We start from the raw sequence: 21,397 nt of genomic DNA, 5'->3' as shown, positions 1-21,397 counted from the left end.
TGTATCTATAGACGTCCGGTCTAAATTAGAAGCACGCAGGTTCAACGGGATATTGATCGACAAAGATGGCGGCGGTTATCGCGTCAAACTGGCGTCTATCAACGCAGCACAATTGCCCACCGGTGACGTGGCGGTGCGGGTCTCTCACAGTACGCTCAATTACAAGGACGCTTTGGCCATTACCGGCAAAGGGCCGATCATTCGCACCTTTCCCATGGTCCCTGGGGTCGATTTCGCGGGCGCTGTGGAGGACAGTAGCGACCCTTTTCAAGCCAGGCGATCAGGTGGTGCTCAATGGTTGGGGTGTCGGGGAAGGGCATTGGGGCGGGCTGGCGCAAAAGGCGTGCGTACAGGGCCGATGGCTCATTCCCTTGAACCCGTCGTTCAGGCCTGCTCAGGCCATGGCGATAGGCACTGCGGGTTACACTGCTATGCTCGCGATCATCGCGTTGGAGAAGAATGGCGTGAGCCCGGATAAGGGTGAGGTGCTGGTCACTGGCGCGAATGGCGGGGTGGGCAGCTTCTCGATTGCGTTGCTTTCCAGCCTGGGCTACCGCGTCGTAGCCTCTACCGGGCGGCTTGCTGAATCCGCTTACCTCAAACAGCTGGGCGCCGCTGAAATCATTGATCGTGCAACGTTAGCCGAGCCGGGTCGCCCGTTGGCCAGGGAACGTTGGGCCGGGGCTATCGATTCGGTCGGCAGCCACACCTTGGCCAACATTTGCGCGAGTACTCGGTACCGGGGGACGGTTGCCGCCTGCGGGCTGGCTCAAGGGATGGCGTTTCCGGCATCGGTAGCGCCATTAATTTTGCGCGGCGTCACGCTGGCGGGGATCGACAGCGTCATGCGTCCGCGCCAGGATCGCATCGAGGCTTGGGCGCGCCTGGCCACGGACCTGGGCCCCGCCGCTCTGGCGTTGATCACCCGCGAGATCCGCCTGAGTGAAGTGATCGAGACTGCCCATCGACTGACGGATGGGCAGGTGCGGGGCAGGGTGGTGGTCGATACCGGGCGTTAAGCCGCTTGCCGCGTGCCAGGTTTGCCATAGACAAAGTCGGTGATCTGTAGCACGCGGACCAGATGGCTGGCGGGGTGCCGGGGGTTGATCAGCAGGCAGCGGGTTCCATCCATGGCCGCTGAAGGCAGGATCAACCCCAGTTGCTGGTTGCGCTCAAGCCAGAGGCTGCCGAAATCCATGCTGGGCCTGTCCGGGGGCAGGCTGTCCCAGCCCCAGGGCAGGTCGGCTAACGACGGTTCCTCGTACAGCGCCGGGTCGCAGGGCAATTGCAGGTGCATGAGCTTGAACGGCAGGTGTGGCACATGTCCGGCCAGCAGCACCGGGTCCAGGGCGCAACCGGAAGGACTCAGACCCAGATACACCGCTGGTTGATCGGGCCGGTTCCAACGCCCGCCGAACAGCGCCGCACCGGCCCCTGAGAGGTCGGTGATGTCCTCGGCCTTGCCGATTCTCCAGGCCTGCATCAGACCACCCCGCCGTGTTGCAACGCTGCAAGCGCCCGACGCACCTGACTCGACCCGATTTCGGTTTCGCATAGCGTGATCGGCGTCTGGTCGTTGAGGGCGCGATTGGGGGCCATCATCCAGCGCCGCGCGGTGTCCTGATCCTCGAAGACCGCAGCTGCCCGGATTGCCAGCGAGGCAACCCGATCCAGGCGCTCGGAACCCACCAGATCCAGCGGGCGTCGCTGCCGTTGACGGCGCTCCAGGGTGGAGATCGAGGCGTTGAGCAATGCTTCCAGTTGACTGTTGCTCAACTGGAACGCATGACGCACCGCCTTGACCCAACCGGGCGGAAAACCGGTGCGGATGTAAGCCAGGCGTTCGGTTTCGTTGCGCGTATTGAGCTGATCGGCGATCAGCCAGAAGGCGGGTGAAGCTGCTGGGGTCGACGCTTGAAAAGTGGCAGGCACGTCCATGCTCCTTGATCAGATGTCCGAGGCTGGACGTTACGCCCCTGTCACGGTTTCTCAAGCCCCAAGCTGTTACACGGGTTTGCTCGGGTTTCGCGCTCGAGCAATTGGCGTTTACGTTCGGCACCCCAGCGATAGCCAGACAAACCGCCGTCACTGCGCACCACTCGATGACAGGGGATCGCCACGGCCAGAGTGTTGGCACCGCACGCCTGGGCCACAGCGCGAAATGATTTAGGTGCACCGATCTGCCGGGCGATCTCTGCGTAACTGGCCGTGGTGCCCGCAGGAATGTCCATCAACGCTTGCCAGACCCTTTGTTGAAATGCTGTGCCCTGCAAGTCGAGAGGCAGTTTCAGCCCCAGCCCTGGGGCTTCAACGAAGCCAACGACCTGCGCGATCAGTTGCTCGAATTGCGCGTCACCGCCGATGAGCGTGGCATTGTGAAACTGATCCTGCAGCTCACGAACCAAGTGGTCAGGATCGTCCCCGAGCAGGATGGCGCAAACGCCTTTTTGGCTCTGGGCAACCAGGATCGAGCCGAGAAAGCATTCACCCACGGCAAAGCGGATCTCGGCGTTGCTGCCGCCCTTGCGATAGTCGGACGGCTTCATGCCCAACAGCCTGTCGCTGGCTTCGTAAAAGCGGCTGTTAGAGTTGAAGCCAGCGTCGTAGAGGGCTTCGGTGACTGTCGAAGTATCGCCAAGACGGCTGCGGACGCGGTCCGCCCGGTGCGCGTTGGCCCAGGCTTTGGGTGTGAGGCCCGTGACGGTCTTGAACACGCGATGAAAATGCCACGGGCTCATGCCGGACGGACCCGCAAGCTCCTTCAGGCCAGGCAGGTGTTCGGCATCGACGATATGGCGGCAAGCCCGGGCGACCAGATGGGCGTGTTGCGTGGACAGGCGAGTCTGGTCGGCGGTCGCGCGTTTGCTCGGGCGATAACCAGCGGCCTCGGCCTGCTCTGCAGTGTCGAAAAGCACGACGTTTTGCGGATGTGGGAGGCGCGAGGCGCTGCCGGGACGGCAGTAGATGCCCGTGGTACGAACCGCATAGACGAACTGAGCGTCTGCGGTCGGATCCCGAGCCAGAACCGCTGCCCAGCGCGGATCATTCAGGGTGTTTTGTACGGTTGCGTTGGACTCGCGCTGGGCCATGGCCGTTACCTCTGCAGATGGCGTTCGTGCCAGAGACTAAGCTTTGCGCCGCAAGCCGGAACCCCGAGTCTTGCGGTCAAATTCAGCCAAGCAGTGGCGGCAGGGTGCCTAGCAATGCCACGGCGGCCAGCGCTGCGGCTCCGAATAGGCCTTCGAACAGCACGCTCACTCGAAGGGCTCTGACTGGCAGCACATTGGCGCGCGCCAGTCGCCGGTTTACGCCTGCCAACACCAGCATGCACAGCACCAGTGTCACTTTAACCGCTAGCACCAACCCGAACCCTGACAACGCAGGCTGCGGCCAGATCGCGCCACTCAGGGCGCGGACATTGATCATTCCGGTGACGATGATCAGCGCCACGAGGCCATAGCCGAGGCCACTGAATCGAGCCAGTGCGCCACGCAGGTCGACGCCGCTGGCCGTGATTAACAGCACGGCGAGCATCAGCAGCCCCCCGAGCCAGCTGCCGACGCCGATCAGATGGAGCATCTGGTTGACTATCAGCAACGGGCCACGTACGCCGTCGAACATTGCGCCGTGGCCAACCGGCGCCAGCGTCAGCAATAGCAGTACGTTCAGCAACAGCCACCGGCGCGGGGCGCAGGGCGCTCTGAAGAGAGCCCACAGCAGAGCCAACGCATTAAGGGCAAGGTGAACCACCCACACATGGCCAAAGAACGTTTGCCCAAGCACCCGCGCGAGGGTAGAGGGATCGGCGGCGCCATGCCAATCGTCCGACATGTTCGCTGCAGTCAGCATCAGCCAGCCAACTGCACTGAGCAGAGCCAGGATGGTCAGCCCGACCAGCATTTGGTCCAGGCGGCGGCGTGCCGGGCTGGCTTCAAAGCTCTGCAGGGCAGAGCTGAACAGTACGTGGCGAAACAGGCCGCTGCCGAACAGCAACAGAACCGCGCCGAAATGCACGAATCGGCAGAGGATCAATGCCTCTTGCATGGCGTTACTGCGTCACCTTAAAGCGGTAGACGCCTTCGCTTTTGTGGGTGTCGACGGACACCGCGTGCCACTCGACCTTGTAGCTGCCCGGTGCCAGCGGCACTGCCGGGACTACGATCAACACTTTTTTGTCGGCAGGATCGGTAGCCACACTCTGGGTCTGGATGATTTCAGTGCTGGCGCCGGGGCCGTCGAGGCTGATCGCGACTTTGGTGAACTGCTCCTCCACGCCTTCAGAAAAATTCAGGCGCAGTTCTTTGGGCGGCGTCACTTCGCTGTCGGCGGCCGGGAGCTGGGTTTCCAAATGGGCATGGGCGAAGGCGGTGCTGCTGCTCAGGCAGGCCACGAAAGAAAGGAGGGAGAGGGCGAGCTTTACACGTTGGGCAGACATCAAGGGCACCTTTGGTTTTGCAGCAGCGTTTTGCAGCATCGTTCGTGTCAGAAATCGATACCTGTCGATTCCGGTTTATACGAGCGCTACTAGACCAGAAAGTGACCCCGGACTCCAGTTAAAGCCGATGTGCACGCAAGGCTTTGGCAGATGGCTTTTTAAAAAATCAGGAGACGTTGAACCACAGCAGGGCCTATTGAACCCCTGTCCGGTCTGATCTATGTTGGCCGTCCAGCCGGTTGCCCGAGGCTGTCAGCGATCTGCCTGTCATTGTATTAAAGAGGCCCCGGCATGCGTTTTTCACCTTTCGTCGAACGAATTTCCGGCCACGGCGTTGCTGCGTGGGACATTCATCACGCAGCCTTCGACGCTCAACGCGAAGGCCAGGATGTCATCATCCTGAGCATCGGCGATCCGGATTTCGCCACCCCCGAGTTCATCAGCGAGGCTGCCATCGGTGCACTGCGCAGCGGCGACACGCATTACGCAGACATCCCCGGTCGGCCCAGGCTGCGTGAAGCGATCGCTGCCCGTTATTCAGCCAGGCTTGGCCGTGCGGTTGAAAAGCAGAATGTCATTGTCGTCGCCGGTGCGCAGAACGCGTTATTCATGGCATCGATGTGCCTGCTGCAGGCGGGTGACGAGGTTGTGGCGCTTGATCCGATGTACGTGACCTATGAAGCGACGCTCAGGGCTTCTGGCGCCACCCTTGTGCGCGCCACCTGCGATGCAGGGTCAGGCTTTCGCCTGAACGCGCGGAACCTGGCGGACGCGATCACTGAACGCACCCGGGCGATCTTCCTGTCCAATCCCAATAACCCAACGGGTGTGGTCCTCGACCGCGAGGAGTTGCAGATCATCGCTGATCTGGCCATTGCCCATGACCTTTGGGTCGTCGTAGATGAAGTGTATGAAAGCCTGTGCTACGGGCGTGAGCATCTGAGTCTGGCTAGCCTGCCCGGTATGGAAAGGCGCTGCGTGGTAATCGGCAGCCTGTCCAAATCCCACGCCATGACCGGTTGGCGCATTGGCTGGATGCTGGCCGACGCTCAATTGATCGCGCACGCGGAGAATCTGGCGCTGAGCATGCTGTATGGCTTGCCGGGGTTCGTCATGGAAGGGGCGCTTGCAGCGGTACTGGCGCATGATGAAGTCACCGGGAGCATGCGTGATACCTATAAATGCCGCCGCGATCTGGTGGTGGGGCGACTGAGCGATTGTCCGGGAATTACCGTCCTGGAACCGGACGCAGGCATGTTCGTGTTGGTCGACGTTCGCAGCACTGGCCTGACCTCTCTGGAATTCGCCTGGAGGCTGTTTCGTGAGACGGGAGTGTCAGTGCTCGACGCCGCAGCCTTCGGTGAGCCCGCTCAGGGGTTCGTCCGGCTGTCATTTACGTTGGGCGAGGATCAGTTGGCAAAGGCCTGTGAACGTATGGCCAGTTTTGTGAAGGGACTGGCGAATCAGCCCGCATGCCGCCCGCCAATACAGATGCGGGGTTATTCGAAGACGTGAGCGGGTTATTCGGGAAGCGCAAAGTTGCATCGGTGAATGGCCCGGATGATGAAATCAGCATGAATGGATAGCTAATAAAAAAGCCACCGCACTGACGTGAGGTGGCTAAAAGTCTTACCAAAGGAATGATGAAGTGGAGCAGGATTCGATCACCTGATGCTGCGGATTCATCAGGTCATCGATTCGTGTGCTTCATCGCCGCCCAAGGTAACACCGCGTTGTCGGCTCGAACTATTACGATAATCGATAGTGATTATCACGAGCGATTCGTGCCCCGTCGGATGGGAAGTGCTAAAAGTTTTTTCGCCTCGCAGGCACATACAGTAAAACCTGAGGTCTGAGTGACCTCACGCCAACAACAACGAAATGGCCCAAAGGCTGTAGATTTGCCGTGAAGATCAATGACGGTATAGATGTATTTACCCATCTGCCATAGCGCGATTTCCATCGTTTCATATCTGGCCTGAACTCGGGAGGATGCCCTGTATATCAGGGTCTGCGGAACGTTGGGCCTTAACTGAGACAGGGGATAATAATGATGTCTGTGAAATGGAACCTGGTAACCCTGGCGGTTTCGCTGAGCGTGAGCCAGCTGGCAGCAGCGGGGGTTGTCAGCGATCAGTCCGAAACCAAGGGTTTTGTCGAAGACAGCAGTCTGACTGTTCATCTCAAGAACTATTACTTCAATCATGATGGTAAGAACGGCGGTGGCGACCGCAAAGACTGGACACAGGGCGTGCTGGGCAATTTCAGCTCCGGCTTCACCCAGGGCTCCGTGGGTTTCGGTGTAGATGCCTATGGGTATTGGGGCCTCAAGCTTGATGGCGGCGCAGGCACTTCGGGCACCGGTAACTTGCCGGTGGATCGCCATGGCGAGCCAGAAGATGAGTACGGCACTGCGGGCGGCGCCATCAAGATGCGTATTTCCAAGACTGAACTGCGATACGGCGATCTGATGCCGGCCGCGCCGGTCTTTGCGGCGGGTGGCTCGCGACTGTTCCCGCAGACTGCGACCGGTTTCAATCTGCTGAGCAGCGATATCGCCGGTCTTGAACTCGATGGTGGTCATTTCACTTCCAGTAGCGGGCCCGTCACCACCAGCCACGACCATGATATCTATGCGTCATATGCGAACGTGGCCGCCTCCAGCATTGACTATGCCGGCGGCAAGTATTCGTTCAACGACAACCTGACGGCGAGTCTGTACGCCTCCAACCTCAAGGATGTATGGGATCAGTACTACGGCAATCTGAATTACACCCAGGCCATCGTTGACGGTCAGTCGGTCAACTTTGATTTCAACATTTACCGCACCAGCGACGCAGGTTCGGCCAAAGCAGGCGATATCAGCAACACTGCGTGGTCGCTGGCAGCGGCTTATTCATTCCTGACAGCGCATACCCTTACACTGGCTTATCAGAAAATTCATGGCAATACGCCATTTGACTATGTGGCTTTTGGTACCAACGGTCCCGGCGATACAGCGGACTCGATCTTGCTGGCGAACTCGGTGCAATATTCCGACTTTAACGGTCCGGGTGAGAAATCATGGCAGGCACGTTATGACTTGAACATGGCCAGCTATGGTGTACCGGGTCTTAGTTTCATGGCGCGTTATATCACTGGGGACAATATCGACGGCTCACATATGCCGTCCAACAGCACCTATGTGAACTATGGATATGGGGATGATGGCAGGCATCATGAAACCGATATCGAGGCCAAGTATGTGGTGCAGACCGGGCCGGCGAAGGATCTGTCGCTGCGCATGCGTCAGTCGTTTCACCGCGCCAATGCTGATCAGGGGGAGGGGGATAACAACGAGCTGCGTCTGATCGCTGACTACCCGATCAACGTGTTCTGACGCCGGCATTCACTCGAACAAAAGCCAGGCGATCTGTCAAATCGCCTGGCTTTTTGCCTTGAGACTGTGTCAGAGGCGTCTGTGGGTACTGGTCTATCCGCCCGTCATGTTCATGAACCGCACAACCTGCACATCGTCATTGATTTCGAACGTGTGCTTGTAAGGCTTGAGTTTCATCGCTTCGATGATGGCCTTTTCCAGCTTCTCCGGTTGGCCGGGGTGTGCCCGCAGCGTAGATTTGAGGTCGGCGGAGTGTTCGTTGCCCAGGCACAACAACAGACGTCCTTCGACGGTCACGCGCACGCGGTTGCAGGTGGCGCAGAAGTTGTGGCTATGCGGCGAGATGAAGCCGATGCGAATATGCGGTGCTTCGGCCAGACGCCAGTAGCGAGAAGGGCCTTGGGTCGATTCGGTGGAGCTGATCAGGGTATAGCGTTCGGCAATGCGCTCGCGCACCTGATCACTGGAGAAAAACGATTCGGCGCGGCTGTGCTCGCTGATGATGCCCAGCGGCATTTCTTCGATGAAGGTAATGTCCAGGCCCCGGCCGATGGCGAAGGCCACTAGGTCGTTGATCTCGTGATCGTTGCGCCCCTGCATCACCACGCAGTTGAGCTTGGTGTGGGTGAAACCTGCGGCGTTGGCGGCATCGATCCCGGCAATCACCTTGTCCAGATCACCGGTGCGGGTCAGTTCCTTGAAACGCACGGGATCAAGGCTGTCGAGGCTGACGTTCAGACGTTTGAGCCCTGCGTCGAACAGCGGCGCAGCGAGCTTTTCCAGCTGCGAGCCATTGGTGGTCATGCACAGCTCGCGCAGGCCGGGCAGGGCGGCAATATTCTTGCAAAGCCCGACGATGCCGGCGCGGACTAGCGGCTCTCCCCCTGTCAGACGAATCTTCTTGGTGCCCAGCGCGACGAAGCGTTCGGCGATCTGCAGGATTTCTTCCAGAGAGAGGATCTGCTGGCGGGGCAGGAAGGTCATGTCTTCTGCCATGCAATACACGCAGCGGAAATCGCAGCGATCGGTCACCGACATACGCACGTAATCGACTTTGCGTGAGTACCCGTCTATCAGAACTCGATCGGACATGTGTTCCTCTACAGCGTGCTGCGTGGCAGAAGCAGGTCGCGTGCCTGCTGGTTAGAGCAGCACGCGACCGAATCGTTAAATCTTTTGGCCCACCGGTTGCTCGACGCTCGCAGCGTGTTCAACGGTGACCTGGGCTTGTGCAGCCTTCGAGTAGGAGACGTAATACGCCAGCCCGACGAAAATTGCACCCCCAACCGCGTTACCGAGGAATACGGGGAAGAAGTTCTCGACGAAATCGAACCAGGTCAGCGCATCGGCAAAAATGGCGGCGGGGATGATGAACATGTTCGCTACCACGTGCTGGAAGCCGATCGCCACAAAGGCCATGATCGGAAACCACATACCCAAAATCTTGCCAGTGACGTCCTTGCTGGCGAAGGACAACCACACCGCCAGACACACCAGCCAGTTACAGCCGATCCCTGAAATGAGCGCCTGGCCGAAGTCGGCACTGGCCTTGGCCTTGGCAATGGCCAGTGTCTTGGCCAGGAAAGCGCCTTCGGTCAGGCCCAATACGTGGCCGAAGAAATAAGCGATGAACAACGCGCCCACCAGGTTGGCAAACGTCACCAGGAGCCAGTTACGGGCTACAGCGCCTGCGGAAATTCGGCCGGCGAACATCGCGGTCGGCAGGGTCATCATGTTGCCCGTCAGCAACTCGCCGCCGGCCAGAATGGTCAGGATCAGTCCAACAGGGAACACTGCCGCTCCCATCAAATTACCCAGCGACGCCCATGGCCCGGGGATCATAGTGCTGACATGGATATCCAGCAGAAAGCCCAAGGCGATGAAGGCTCCGGCCAGAAAGCCCAGCACCAGGATTGACACCGTGGGCAAGTGCGATTTCTTTACACCGGCTTCGATGGAAATTTCAGCGATTTGTTGGGGACTATTGATGGACATTCTTTCAAGGACTCGTACGCAAGGGCCGGCATTGCGACAGGGGGCCGCGCGCCACGCAGATTTCGGGGTGGTTTTCAAGCGTCCGGTCTTGATGCGCGAGCGTGTCAGCAGACACGGCGCCTATCCATTGAAAGCAACGAAGTGCGACGTTTGGCCGCAATGTTGCTACGGCCAAAAACAGGTGGTTAGTTGATGAGCAAGCTACCTATCGGGAGCGGGAGCGTCCAATCGCTTGTTCCGATGAATTCATCGAGCGGCTCTATCAACTCACTTTTCATCGTCCCGTGCGACGCTGCGCTCATAGCGTTCCAGCAGGGGTTGAATGCTGATGCCGTGCAGCAAAATGCTCAGCGCAACCACTGACAGCGTCAAGCCGATGATGGTTTTCCCTGCCTCCATTGGCACCCCGTGAGTCAGCGCGTAGCAGAGGTAATAAAGGGTGCCGATGCCGCGGATGCCGAACCAGCCCACCAGCGCTTTTTGCGGTCGGGTGAGCAGCCGACCACTGATCAACAACCAGACGCTCAATGGTCTGATGACGCAAAACAAGGCCAAGCCCAATCCCATTGCACGCCAGTCCCAGTAGAAAGCGATGACCGCGCCCAGCAGGGTGATCAGCAGCACTTCCATGGCTCGCTCCACCAGACTGCCGAACGCCAGCATGTCCCCCATCATGATCCCGGCGGCCAACTGCGAGTCGCTGAGTTCCTCATGCCGGGTGACCGTGCCCGCCTGCGGATCGCTGTTCATATGGCCCAACACCGGCTTGGCCACATGCTCGGCGGGGACGTCTGATCGCGTGGTACGCACTTCGGCCCGACGCAGCCCCAACCCTGCGGCAAACACCGAGAGGAAGCCGAAAGCGCCCAATCCCTCTGCGGTGACATAAGCGATGGCGATCAATGCCAGCGCCAGGAAGTCGTTCGGAGAGCTGGTGCTGTCGGCGTTCTTGATGCGCAGGTAGATCATCAGGTGCCCCACGCCCCGTCCCAGTCCGTAGCCCACCAGCAGCCCCACCGGCACGCCCCACAGGATGTTCTTCAGCAACCAACCCTGCACCCAGCTGAAATCTGCCGCACCGTGGCTGAGGAAGAGCAACGCAAAGATGACGAACGGAAACGCAGTACCGTCGTTAAGTCCCGCCTCTCCCGACAGGCCAAAGCGTACCCGGTCGAAATCCTGCGCGTTGTTGACCTGCACCAGGCCGGCCAGTACCGGGTCGGTGGGGGACAGCATCGCGCCCAGCAGCAGCGACACCGGCCATGACAGGTCGAGCAGATAATGTGCAGTAAGACAGACGCCGACAATGGTCGCCAGCATGACCGGCACCGCTAGCAGATAGGCCGAATGCCACGCAGAACGATGCAACGGCAGGCGCAGCTTTATGCCGGTATTGAACAGCGAAAAAAGCACAGCGACTTCGGTCAACCGTTCCAGCCAGTGTCGACCGTCACGAATATCGATCTGAACGAGATCCAGCCCCCAGGGCCCCATGCACGCGCCGAACGCCAGGCACACCGCTGAGGTGGTGACCGGCATCCAGCGCAGGTAAGAAGAAGTCAGTGCCAGCAGCATCAGCAGAACACCGAGCACGGTCATGCATAGAATGAAACTCATCCGGCCTCGTCATCACGTCAGTAGGTAGGGGGAACGTGTTTGTGTGACTGTACGAGCGGGGGATAGTTGACAAAATGTTTCAATAAGCGACGCATCAGCCCCTGATGCACCGCGTTCGCTGCTGTCCTAATCTGCGGCGTCTCCCACCGGATCTTCGTCTTTACTGGCGACCGAGGCCCGCAACACTCTATCTTGCTGCGGGCCACTCAACGTCTGGCTCCTGACCTGGACAACACCAGCCTCTAACGTTCGATGGTCCGGCTCCAGCGCGCATTCCACTGCGGACGAATCTTATTGACCTGATCCCAGTCGAGGGTCACCGCGGTTTCCAGGTATTTGTTCATCGCCTCTACCTGGCCCCGGGTCTTGTCGCTGGTCGGGGTTTTCGGGTTGGACGGGATCTGATCGCCCATTTCAAGCGCAGGCGCCTGGGCTTGCGGGGTGAGCAGGAACTCCGCCAGCTTTTGCGCCAGTTCAGGCTGATCATTGTTGGCGATGGTGCATTCGGCGACGTTCAGCACCACCGCACCTTCCTTGGGCGGCGCGTACTCCACCGCAATACCCTTGAGTTTCAGCGCCGTGACCTGAGTCGGCGTGAGCGGGAATAGCGCCGCTTCACCGGTCTGCACCATTTCCGAAATCTTTGCCGAGCTTGCGATGTATTCCAGCACGTTTGGCCCGACAGTATTCGGCCAGGCCTTGAAGCCGGGTTCGACATTGGTCTCATCGCCGCCCTGCAAGCGGTTGAACATCAGGAAACCGTGCAGGCCGAACGTCGAGGAGGCCAGCGACTGGAATACCAGCTTGTCCTTGTAGCGCTTGTCAGCCATGTCTGCCCACGAGGTCGGCGCGCTCCAGCCATTCTCCTGGAACATTTTGCTGTTGTAGGCCAGGCCCGTAACGCCCAGACTCACGGCCACCGCTTCGTCCTTGATCCTGCCCTTTGCCGGAATGTCGGCCAGCGTGGCACTCGGTTGCAGCTTGCCGCACAGGCCCATGGAAATCGCCCGGTACATGATGCCGTCGTCGAGAAACATCACGTGCATCTGGGGGTTGTCCTTGCTGGCCTGGACCTTGGCGAGGATGTCCGATGAGGTGCCCGGCACAATCACCACCTTGACGTTGTTGGCCTTCTCGAACGCTGGCAACACCTGATCGGCATACAGGCGTTCCATGGTGCCGCCGTTCATGCCCAGGTACAGAATCGTTTCTGCGTGAGCAGGCATCGACGCTATCAGTGCAGCAAGCGGCAGACAGGACAAGCCGGTCAGGGCGAAACATTTGGCGCTTTTCATGTGCTTCATGGCTGCGATCTTCCTCTGGGCTAAAGGGTAATGTTGGCCGCGCTACCGGGCACGACGGTGTCGAGCGCTACAGGTTGCAAGACCTTTTTGAAGCGGCTGATCGAGAACGCGTCGAGCGCGATAGTCGGGGCGCCGCTGCAGACGATCTGTGCCAGTGCCTCTCCAGCGGCCGGGCCGATCTGAAAACCGGAGCCGGCAAAGCCGAAACCGTGCAGCAGCCCCGGTTGCGTCGCGCTGGCGCCGAGCACGGGTTCGCGGTCCGGCAGATAACCTTCGGTGCCGCTCCAGGTGCGAATCGCCTGTGCGCCCGCCAACGGCGGATACAGCTCGACGGCATTGCGCAGTATTTCCAGAATCGCCGCCCGGCCGGGGCGAGCCTTGGTCGGATCCAGAGGGAAGCCCTGACCGCCACCGAGCACACAGTTGCCCCTTGCCACTTGCCGGGCATAAATCCCGCCACCTTCGACACCGGTGCTGACGTCCATGAACATCGGCAGCGGTTCGGTGATCAGCATTGCCGGATGGCCCGTGCGCATGGGCACCGCTTCACCAAACTGCTCGGCCAACGCTGCCGCCCAGGCCCCGGCGCAGTTCAACAGCCACGGTGCGCGAACATGCAGGCCGCTGGCGGTTCTTACATTAAAAGCATGGCCGTCGTGCATCACTTCCGTCACGTGGGCCTGTTCGAAGACCTGAGCGCCTGCGCCCCGGGCCGCACCTGCAAAAGCGGGCGACACGATCCGTGGGTTGGCGTGGCCGTCGTCGGCGCACAAAGAGGCGCCCACCGCCACGTCACCGGCCCAGGGAAATCGCGCACGCAGTTGGGCCCTGTCGAGCAGTTGCAGGTCCAGACCAAAACCCCGGGCGGCTTTTTCATATGCCTCCAGCGCCGCCATGTCCCTGTCGCTGCGGGCCAGCTTCAAATGGCCGGAACGCAGGTATTCACCGTCGGTGCCAATCAGCCCTTGCAGGTCGCTCCAGATGCCGTGAGCCCTTTGCGACAGCGGCAACTGCGGCAGGGGCCGGCCTTGACGACGCACGCCGCCATAATTGACGCCGCTGGAATGCGAGCCGAAAAAATCCCGTTCCAGCAGCGTTACCCGCTGGCCGGCTTTGGCCAGGAACAGCGCCGCCGAAGCGCCCACAATGCCGCCACCGATGACCACCGCGTCCACATCGATAGGCAGGCTCATTGTTCAGCCTCGACACCGAAGGTAATGGGCTTGATCGGAGCCTGGCCGCGCAGCCTGCCGATGCTGGCGATGTCGAGTCCCGACGCCTGAGCGACAATTTCGGCAGCTGCCAGCCCGCACATGCGCCCCTGACAGCGACCCATGCCGACCCGGCACATGGCCTTGACCCGATTGAGTTCCCAATGGCCCTCGGCAACGCTTTGACGGATGTCGCTTGCGCTGACCTCTTCGCAACGGCAGATGGTCATCGCGTCCGGGGCCTTGGCCGCCCAGGTTTCAGGGAACGGGAAAGCGGTTTCCAGGCCATGACGGAAACGCTGAATCGCGCCCAGCTTGCCTTGCAAGTGACCGACGCGCGCCTTATCGATGTGTTGCCCGCTGTCACCCAGTAGAGTCAATGCAGTCAGCTCTCCAGCCAGCTCCGCAGCGTCCGCGCCCATGATGCCCGCGCCGTCGCCTGCGAGGTAAACATCCGCCACGCTGCTTCGTCCTCGGTCATCGCGCAGCGGCAGCCAGGCGCGATTGAGTGGGCTCCAGTTAAATTCGCAACCGAGCAGATCTGCCAGCTGGCTTTCGCTGCGCAAGCCATGGGCGAATGCCACACCGTCACAATCGAGGGAGCGCGTGAGCTCGCCTTTGCGCCAATGCACGCCCGCCACGCGCTGCTGACCGACAATGTCGTACAGCTCAACGCCCTGATGCACCGGTATGCCATGAGCGGTCAGCCAACTGCGGTAATAGATGCCCTTGGCCAGGGTCGCCGGTTGGCGCAGCAGCGCGGGCAGTGCGCGGGTCTGGGCGATCAGCGGTGCGCTGTCGAGCACCGCCAGCACCTTCGCACCGGCCTTGGCGTATTGGAAGGCGACCAGATACAGCAAAGGTCCACTGCCTGCGAATACTACCCGCTCGCCAATGACGCAACCCTGGAACTTCAAGGCAATCTGCGCGGCCCCCAGACTGTAAACGCCGGGCAGGGTCCAGCCAGGTACGGGCAGGATCCGGTCGGTGGCACCGGTCGCCACGATCAGCCGCTTGTACGGCACCTGCGCGGCAACGCCATGGGCCAGCGTGTCGAGCGCGTACTGTTGGGCGTTCCACACCAGCGTTTCAGGGCGATAATCGATATCGCCTTCGAGGCCATCAAGCGCTGCATGCAGGGCTTGGGCTTTCGACGTCTCGAAGCCATACAACGCCTTGGCCGGGCGCTTGAAATTCGCTGGCTGTCGGCGATAGATCTGACCGCCGCCGCGCAGGCTCTCATCTATAAGGCAAGGTCGTTGACCATAGGCCACCAGGGTCTGTGCGGCGCGGACGCCTGCGGGCCCCGCACCGACGATGACGATATCGGAGGTGCTCATGCGCAGCGCCCCGGCTCGCGGCTGACACTCAGCCCGGCTTCCAGCGGTGTCGAGCAGGCCCGCACCCGGCGGCCGTCACCCAGTTTGACCCAGCAGTCCTGACACGCACCCATCAGGCAGAAGCCGGCCCGGGGCTCGGCGCTAAAGTCACTGCCGCGCAGGTGATCCGCACCAGTCAGCACGGCGGTCAGCAGCGTGTCGCCTCGCAGGCCGCTGGCGGGCTGACCGTCGAGGGTGAACGTCAGGACCTCGCGGTCGTATTCGGCCAGTCGTTTCAGCAGTGCCATGGTGCGTTCTCTTTGAGCCCCAAATGGTTGTGAACCATCGATTCCTGTTTCATCAGTGACGCCCCACCAGCACACGGTCCAGGCCGTAGACCCGGTCGAGAATGATCATGGTCGCGGCGGTCAGGGCGATTACCAGCGCCGACACTGCGGCCATCATCGGGTCGATGGATTCGGTGGCATAGACGTACATGCGCACCGGCAGGGTCTGAGTCGACGGCGAGGTAACAAAGATCGAAAGAGTGACTTCGTCGAAACTGTTGATGAACGCCAGCAGCCAGCCACCGGCTACACCCGGCAGGATCATCGGCAGGGTGATCTGCCGGAACAGCGTGAAACGACCGGCACCCAGCGATTCGGCGGCTTGTTCGGCGCTTCGGTCGACACCAATGGCGGCAGCGATCACCAGACGCAGGATATAAGGCGTGATCACCACCACATGGGCAAACATCAGCCAGACAAAGCTGCCATTGACCCCCATCAGGGCGAACAGGCGCAGCATCGCCACGCCCAGCACCAGATGCGGAATGATGACCGGCGACAGGAACAGGCCGTTGAGAAGGTTGCGCCCCGGAAACCGACAGCGTGTGATCGCCAGCGCTGCCGGCACGGCGATCAGCGTCGCCAGCGTCGCCGCAACCACCGCCAGAATCAGGCTGTTATAGAACGACTGAATGAAGTCGGCGCGCTCGAACACGGCTTTGAACCAGCGCAGGGAAAACCCGTGCCACGGCAGGCTCAGGGTATTTTCCGGGGTGAACGCCACCAGACATACCACGGTCAGCGGCGCGAGCATGAACAGCACCACCAGAGCATGGAAGGACAGGGCCAAAGGACCATTTTTGGCCATCAATCATTCCCCCAGGGATTTTTTATATCGGCCTTCGACCAGCCGGTTCCACGACAGCATCACCAGCAGGTTGATCAGCAACAGGGCCACGGCAATCGCCGCGCCCATGGGCCAGTTGAGTTCCGAGAGGTATTGGTCGTAGACCGTGGTGGCGACCATCTTCAGGCGACGTCCACCGAGCAGGCCGGGAATGGCGAAGGAGCTTGCCGACAAACCGAAGACGATCAGCGTGCCGGACAGCACGCCGGGCATGACCTGTGGCAGCACCACCAGACGCGTGACCTTGGTCTGGCTAGCGCCCAGCGAGAGCGCGGCCTGTTCGGCTGAGGCATCAAGCTTCTGCAACGAGGTCCACACCGGGATGATCATGAACGGCAGCATCACGTGGACCAGCGCCAGAACCACCGCGAACGGGGTATAGAGCAGCTTGACCGGACGCCCGCCCAGGGCCTGGATCGCCTGATTGACCAGCCCGTCGGCGCCCAGCAACAGGCTCCATCCAAAAGCCCGAACCACCACCGAGATCAGCAGAGGGGTGAGGATCAGAATCAGAAAAATCGAACGCCAAGGTGCGCCCATACGGCTGAGGATGTACGCCTCGGGCACCCCGATCACGACACAGAGCAAGGTCACCAGCGCGCTGATCCAGAAGGTGCGAAAGAAGATCTCGTAGAAGTACGAATCGGTGACCAGGTTCAGGTACTGGGCCAAGGTCCAACTGCCACTTTTGACGCCCAGCCCATAGTCGAACACGTTGAACGACAGCACCAGCGTCAGCAGCAACGGCACCACCAGCAGGCCGACGAACAACACCAGCGCCGGGGACGACAACAGGTAACCGCGGCCCGTATCGCGCAGCACACTCACTGCACTCATGCCGACACCTCATCGACAGCGAGGATTCGCAGCAACTCCGCCGGCCAGTCCAGCCCCACGACAGTGCCTTCGTTCATCGGTGCCTGGCCATTGTTGCGGCGCACCACCGTCAGCTCGCCGATCGCCGTATCGATGCGATACAGCCACTGACTGCCGAGAAAGTAGCGGGTGATGATGCGACCCTGCAGACGCCCTGCGCCGGCAGTGATCAGGTCGATCTTTTCCGGGCGCAGGCTCAGGGTCAGTTCGCCGTCGCCGGGCTGCTGGCGAACCTGGGCAGCCCCCGTGTGATCGCGGTCGCCGCGCAGCAGATTGGCCTTGCCGACAAAACCGGAAATGAACCGCGTACGCGGGTGCTCGTAAAGTGTGTAGGGTTCGTCGATCTGGGTGATGCGACCGGCCTGCATGACCACCACGCGATCACTGATCGACAGCGCTTCGGCCTGATCGTGAGTGACCATCAAGGTGGTAATGCCGACTTCGCGCTGGATGCGCCGAATCTCGAACTGCATCTCTTCACGCAGATTGGCATCAAGGTTGGACAGCGGCTCATCGAGCAACAGCACCGGCGGCTCGATCACCAGCGCCCGGGCCAGTGCTACACGTTGACGCTGTCCACCGGAAAGCTCACGGGGGTAGCGCTCGGCGTGTTGATCCAGGCGCACCAGTTGCAGCACGCGCGCCACCCGACGCTGGATTTCGTCTGCTGGCACCTTGCGCATCTTCAGGCCGAAGGCGACGTTGTCGCGCACACTCATGTGCGGGAACAGCGCGTAGGACTGGAAGACCACGCCCAGGCCGCGGCTGGCGGGTTTGGCATGGGTGATATCGCGCCCGTCGAGCAGGATCCGCCCGCAGGTGACGTCGACAAAACCGGCGATCATTTGCAGGGTGGTGGTTTTGCCGCAGCCGGAAGGGCCGAGCAGGGACATCAATTCGCCTTTTTCCACCGACAAGTCAGTGGCGACCACCGCGTCTACGGCGCCGTAACGTTTGCACAGTGCCTGAAGCTGAAGAAAAGCCATGGCTGCGTTCCACCTTTTTTTCGTGCACGTCTTGAGGCGTGCGTTTTTTATGGGCAGATGCGAAGAGAGAACGCGTGTTGTCTGATACAACACGCTCAATGGACGCTGGCGCTCGATCTGTGTCGGCTGCCGCTGTTATTCAAATCGCCCTGTGGACTGATCCTATGCCTGCGAATAGGATGGACTCAACGCTGAATTTCATTGATCGATTGGTATTTTCATATTTATTCATTCATCGAATAGGAAAAGGTATTAGACAGAAGTGGATTTCACTGACCGGAATGACATACCGAAAGAGACTGGCGTCGGCGCAGTATCCCGGCTGTTTGCGGTACTGCGCAGGCTGGGCGACTGCCCGGAAGGCGGCGAACGGGTAACGCAACTGGCTCGACAAATCGGCCTGTCGCAGCCAACCACCCACCGCTTGCTGCGCAGCCTGATGGACGAGGGCATGGTCGAGCAGGATGTGCGCAGCAAACGCTATCGCCTGAGCCTGGAGTTTTTCGCCCTGGCGGCTAAAGCCGGGCAGACCGGTAACTTGCGCGATGTGGTGCGGCCAAGCCTGCTGCGGCTGTCAGCTTCATTGGGCGATTCGCTGTTCCTGCTGGCGCGCAGCGGGTTCGACGCAGTCTGTCTGGATCGCAGCGAAGGGCCCTATCCGATCAGGACGTTCACCGGCGACATTGGTGGTCGCGTGGCGCTCGGCGTGGGGCAGGGCAGCCTGGCGATTCTGGCGTTCCTGCCCGAAGAGGAGCGCGACACAGTGATCCGCTACAACCTGCCGCGTCTGCGAGATTTCCACCTTTACGACGAGGTGATGCTGCGTTCGGAAGTCGACAACGTGCGGCGTCTGGGCTATGCCTCGCGCAACACCGGGGTTCTGGAAGGGATGGCCGGTCTGGCGGTGCCGATTCTTGACCGCGAAGGCCGAGCGGTTGCAGCGTTGAGCGTGGCCACCATCAGTGATCGGTTGAACGCCGAGCGCATGCCCACCGTGGTCGAAATGCTCAAGCGCGAGGCGGCAGCGATCGGGCGGAAGATCAACCCGTTCGACCCGGTGCTGCGCAGACCATCGCAGGTATTCGGGCAGAAGGAATGATTGCACTCAGCTCAGCCCAACCGGACCGCATTGAGACAGGGTCAAGGTATCCATGGCTCGCCATAGACCTGTCAAAACGCCGTGGTGCTCAGCGCGTTGGCTGATGCAAAAATCCCTGATCAGTCCTGCCAGCAAAAGGTGCATATGAGGCCTCCTGACCGCCTGTCGGGATGTGTCGCGGGCCGCTTAAAGAACTTCGCCGCGAGGTCGAATCTAGTGACATAAGCCCGCCGTTTTCTATACGACGGCACAGGGATGTGGCAAGCAAACCTTCCTTGGAAAGCGTCGTATCGACCTCCCTTCCAAGGTGGTAGTCCTCCCTGATGAGCTTCTTCCTATGTCCAAATCCCTCAAATTGCAGATTCTGGCACTGCTTAGCGGCAGCCTGGTGCTGGTGTTGCTGATCGCCCTGGCCTGTTTCCAGTTTCTTTCCAGCAATGTGCACGCCTATCGAGGCCTCCTGGACGGACCGTTGCATGCCTCGCAACTGGTCGATCAGGCCAACCTGCAATTCAAGGTTCAGGTCCAGGAGTGGAAGAACGTTCTGCTACGTGGCAAACAACCCGCCGAGCGCGACAAGCTCTGGGCGCAGTTCGAAGATCAGGAACGTCAGGTTCAGGACACGCTGGGCCGTTTGGGTGCTGTCAACGGTCTGGACGCCACCTCCAAAGCGCAAGTCGACCAACTGCGTGAGGATCATCGAGCGCTGGGCGTTGCCTATCGCAAGGCTCGCGATGCGTTCGTGGCGGCCGGTGCCGATCCGGTTGCGGGCGATCAGGCGGTCAATGGGGTAGACCGCTCTACCAGTGATCAAATGAGCGGGCTGGTGGTCAGCCTGCGCAAACTCAGTGATCAGCAATCACTGGTCATCAGCCACGCCGCCGACCGTACCATCCTCATCGGCACTGTCGTGATGCTGGCGTCAGCCTTGCTGGTGGGCATCCTGGCGCTGTGGATGGTCAACCGCAATATCGTCAAGCCGATCAGCCTGTTGATCGATTACGTCGCGCAACTGAGCCAGGGTCATTTCAGTGAACGGGTCAACGTGACGCGGCAGGATGAACTGGGGCGGCTGGCGATTGCAGCCAACACCTTGCGCGACTTCCTTGCCGACACGTTCACTCGGCTCAAACGCAGTACCACCGATCTGGACAGCGCCGGTGGTGAGTTGAAAGCCATCGCGGCGTTGATGGCGCAGGGCACTAACGAGCAGTTCGAGCGCACCGATCAGGTGGCCACGGCGATGACCGAGATGTCGGCCACTGCCCAGGAAGTCGCCCGTCACGCCGCCCAGGCCGCGCACGCTGCCGATGAGGCAGACCGCAGCTCGCAGGAGGGTGGCAAGGTCATGGACGCAACCATTACCGCGATTACTCGAATGCGCGCCGAAATCAGCAACACCGCCGATGTCATTCGCCGCCTGGAAAGCGACAGCGGCCGGATCGGCAAGGTCCTGGAGGTGATTCGTGGCATCGCCGAGCAAACCAATTTGCTGGCATTGAACGCAGCGATCGAGGCTGCCCGAGCCGGGGATGCAGGCCGGGGTTTCGCAGTAGTGGCCGATGAAGTACGTACGCTGGCCCAGCGCACAGCGGCGTCGACTGCGGAAATCAACCAGATCATCAGCTCGGTCCAGACCGGCGCCATCGATGCTGCGCATGCCATTGAAAACGGGCAGTCGCGCAGTCAGGAAAGTGTCGATCAGGTGACGCTGGCCGGCTCTTCGCTGGCACGCATTACCACAGCGGTCGAGGCGATACGCGACATGAACCGGCAGATCGCTACGGCAGCCGAAGAGCAGACTTCCGTGGCCGAAGACATCTCGCGCAACCTCACGGAAATCACTGCCATCGCCACCACCAACCAGAGCAACGTACAGCGCACCCAGGCTGCCAGCGTTGATCTGCATGGCTTGTCGGCAGGGTTGAACGACGTGATTTCGCGTCTCAGCGCTTAAAAGCGCAGGTGAATGCCAAGCTGCA

At 60.6% G+C, this 21,397-nt stretch carries 18 protein-coding genes and 2 pseudogenes; 5 read left to right on the top strand and 15 right to left on the bottom strand.

The genetic code is table 11. The features are described 5' to 3' along the window. The first annotated feature begins 7 nt into the window (after nucleotides 1-7). Nucleotides 8-1,019: pseudogene (locus tag EC915_RS04865) on the top strand (MDR family oxidoreductase). On the opposite strand, the gene EC915_RS04860 reads toward EC915_RS04865, so the two are convergent. From EC915_RS04860 to copC, 5 genes are all read right to left on the bottom strand, one after another. Beyond that, the gene (locus EC915_RS04860) at nucleotides 1,016-1,483 is read right to left on the bottom strand and encodes an RES family NAD+ phosphorylase (protein WP_133749362.1); all 468 of its coding nucleotides are present in this window, start codon (nucleotides 1,481-1,483) and stop codon (nucleotides 1,016-1,018) included. The pseudogene EC915_RS04865 and the gene EC915_RS04860 sit on opposite strands and share 4 nt — an antisense overlap. Further along, nucleotides 1,483-1,932: an antitoxin Xre/MbcA/ParS toxin-binding domain-containing protein gene (locus tag EC915_RS04855; RefSeq protein WP_256658650.1), complete on the bottom strand. Its 450-nt coding sequence runs from the start codon at nucleotides 1,930-1,932 to the stop codon at nucleotides 1,483-1,485. Before EC915_RS04855 ends, EC915_RS04860 begins: the two co-directional genes overlap by 1 nt. Nucleotides 1,933-1,979: 47 nt before the next feature. After that, nucleotides 1,980-3,089: a bifunctional DNA-binding transcriptional regulator/O6-methylguanine-DNA methyltransferase Ada gene (ada, locus tag EC915_RS04850; RefSeq protein ID WP_133749360.1), complete on the bottom strand. Its 1,110-nt coding sequence runs from the start codon at nucleotides 3,087-3,089 to the stop codon at nucleotides 1,980-1,982. Between the two features lie 82 nt (nucleotides 3,090-3,171). Further along, nucleotides 3,172-4,044 carry a copper homeostasis membrane protein CopD gene (gene copD / locus EC915_RS04845; RefSeq protein WP_133749359.1) on the bottom strand — a complete coding sequence of 291 codons (873 nt, stop codon included), beginning with the start codon at nucleotides 4,042-4,044 and terminating at the stop codon, nucleotides 3,172-3,174. 4 nt (nucleotides 4,045-4,048) lie between these two features. Next, entirely contained in the window at nucleotides 4,049-4,435 is a 387-nt protein-coding gene (gene copC / locus EC915_RS04840) for a copper homeostasis periplasmic binding protein CopC (RefSeq protein WP_133749358.1), read from the bottom strand. A gap of 291 nt (nucleotides 4,436-4,726) precedes the next feature. On the opposite strand from copC, the pseudogene EC915_RS04835 reads away from it, so the two are divergent. Together EC915_RS04835 and EC915_RS04830 are read left to right on the top strand one after the other, a co-directional pair. Beyond that, nucleotides 4,727-5,923, top strand: a pseudogene (locus EC915_RS04835) (pyridoxal phosphate-dependent aminotransferase); the annotation flags it as partial. 562 nt (nucleotides 5,924-6,485) lie between these two features. After that, on the top strand, nucleotides 6,486-7,814 hold the full coding sequence (locus tag EC915_RS04830; protein WP_133749356.1) for an OprD family porin: 1,329 nt from the start codon (nucleotides 6,486-6,488) through the stop codon (nucleotides 7,812-7,814). A 93-nt stretch (nucleotides 7,815-7,907) separates the two neighbouring features. Here EC915_RS04830 and moaA read toward each other — a convergent pair whose 3' ends face one another. The 10 genes from moaA to EC915_RS04780 all read right to left on the bottom strand — a co-directional run bounded on the left by moaA (nucleotide 7,908) and on the right by EC915_RS04780 (nucleotide 18,316). Next, nucleotides 7,908-8,906, bottom strand: coding sequence for a GTP 3',8-cyclase MoaA (gene moaA / locus EC915_RS04825; protein WP_133749355.1), 999 nt, complete (start codon nucleotides 8,904-8,906; stop codon nucleotides 7,908-7,910). A 75-nt stretch (nucleotides 8,907-8,981) separates the two neighbouring features. Beyond that, complete coding sequence (locus EC915_RS04820; RefSeq protein WP_133749354.1) at nucleotides 8,982-9,809, bottom strand: formate/nitrite transporter family protein; 828 nt, start codon at nucleotides 9,807-9,809, stop codon at nucleotides 8,982-8,984. 267 nt (nucleotides 9,810-10,076) lie between these two features. Then, nucleotides 10,077-11,426 (bottom strand): sodium:proton antiporter, encoded by a 1,350-nt coding sequence (locus tag EC915_RS04815; RefSeq protein ID WP_133749353.1) that lies wholly within the window; start codon nucleotides 11,424-11,426, stop codon nucleotides 10,077-10,079. Nucleotides 11,427-11,668: 242 nt separating this feature from the next. Next, the gene (locus EC915_RS04810; protein WP_133749430.1) at nucleotides 11,669-12,721 is read right to left on the bottom strand and encodes an ABC transporter substrate-binding protein; all 1,053 of its coding nucleotides are present in this window, start codon (nucleotides 12,719-12,721) and stop codon (nucleotides 11,669-11,671) included. A gap of 29 nt (nucleotides 12,722-12,750) precedes the next feature. Next, nucleotides 12,751-13,923: an FAD-binding oxidoreductase gene (locus EC915_RS04805; RefSeq protein ID WP_133749352.1), complete on the bottom strand. Its 1,173-nt coding sequence runs from the start codon at nucleotides 13,921-13,923 to the stop codon at nucleotides 12,751-12,753. Continuing rightward, nucleotides 13,920-15,281, bottom strand: coding sequence for an NAD(P)/FAD-dependent oxidoreductase (locus EC915_RS04800; RefSeq protein WP_133749351.1), 1,362 nt, complete (start codon nucleotides 15,279-15,281; stop codon nucleotides 13,920-13,922). The genes EC915_RS04805 and EC915_RS04800 overlap by 4 nt, the downstream gene beginning before the upstream one ends. After that, nucleotides 15,278-15,568, bottom strand: a complete 291-nt coding sequence (locus EC915_RS04795; RefSeq protein ID WP_133749350.1) for a (2Fe-2S)-binding protein — start codon at nucleotides 15,566-15,568, stop codon at nucleotides 15,278-15,280. The genes EC915_RS04800 and EC915_RS04795 overlap by 4 nt, the downstream gene beginning before the upstream one ends. A 52-nt stretch (nucleotides 15,569-15,620) precedes the next feature. Then, nucleotides 15,621-16,415: an ABC transporter permease gene (locus EC915_RS04790; RefSeq protein WP_133749349.1), complete on the bottom strand. Its 795-nt coding sequence runs from the start codon at nucleotides 16,413-16,415 to the stop codon at nucleotides 15,621-15,623. A 3-nt stretch (nucleotides 16,416-16,418) separates the two neighbouring features. Further along, nucleotides 16,419-17,291 (bottom strand): ABC transporter permease, encoded by an 873-nt coding sequence (locus tag EC915_RS04785; protein WP_133749348.1) that lies wholly within the window; start codon nucleotides 17,289-17,291, stop codon nucleotides 16,419-16,421. After that, nucleotides 17,288-18,316 (bottom strand): ABC transporter ATP-binding protein, encoded by a 1,029-nt coding sequence (locus EC915_RS04780; protein ID WP_133749347.1) that lies wholly within the window; start codon nucleotides 18,314-18,316, stop codon nucleotides 17,288-17,290. The genes EC915_RS04785 and EC915_RS04780 overlap by 4 nt, the downstream gene beginning before the upstream one ends. 262 nt (nucleotides 18,317-18,578) lie before the next feature. Here EC915_RS04780 and EC915_RS04775 point away from each other — a divergent pair, with 262 nt between their 5' ends. Beyond that, a complete protein-coding gene (locus EC915_RS04775) occupies nucleotides 18,579-19,415 on the top strand; it encodes an IclR family transcriptional regulator (RefSeq protein ID WP_133749346.1) in 837 nt (278 codons plus the stop codon). 337 nt (nucleotides 19,416-19,752) lie between these two features. After that, a complete protein-coding gene (locus EC915_RS04770) occupies nucleotides 19,753-21,372 on the top strand; it encodes a methyl-accepting chemotaxis protein (protein WP_133749345.1) in 1,620 nt (539 codons plus the stop codon). The last annotated feature ends 25 nt before the right edge of the window (nucleotides 21,373-21,397 follow it).

Source organism: Pseudomonas sp. LP_7_YM, from assembly GCF_004364435.1.
Taxonomy (GTDB): domain Bacteria; phylum Pseudomonadota; class Gammaproteobacteria; order Pseudomonadales; family Pseudomonadaceae; genus Aquipseudomonas.
The sequence above is the reverse complement of the archived record's forward strand: the minus strand, read 5'-3'. Positions and strand labels throughout refer to the sequence as shown.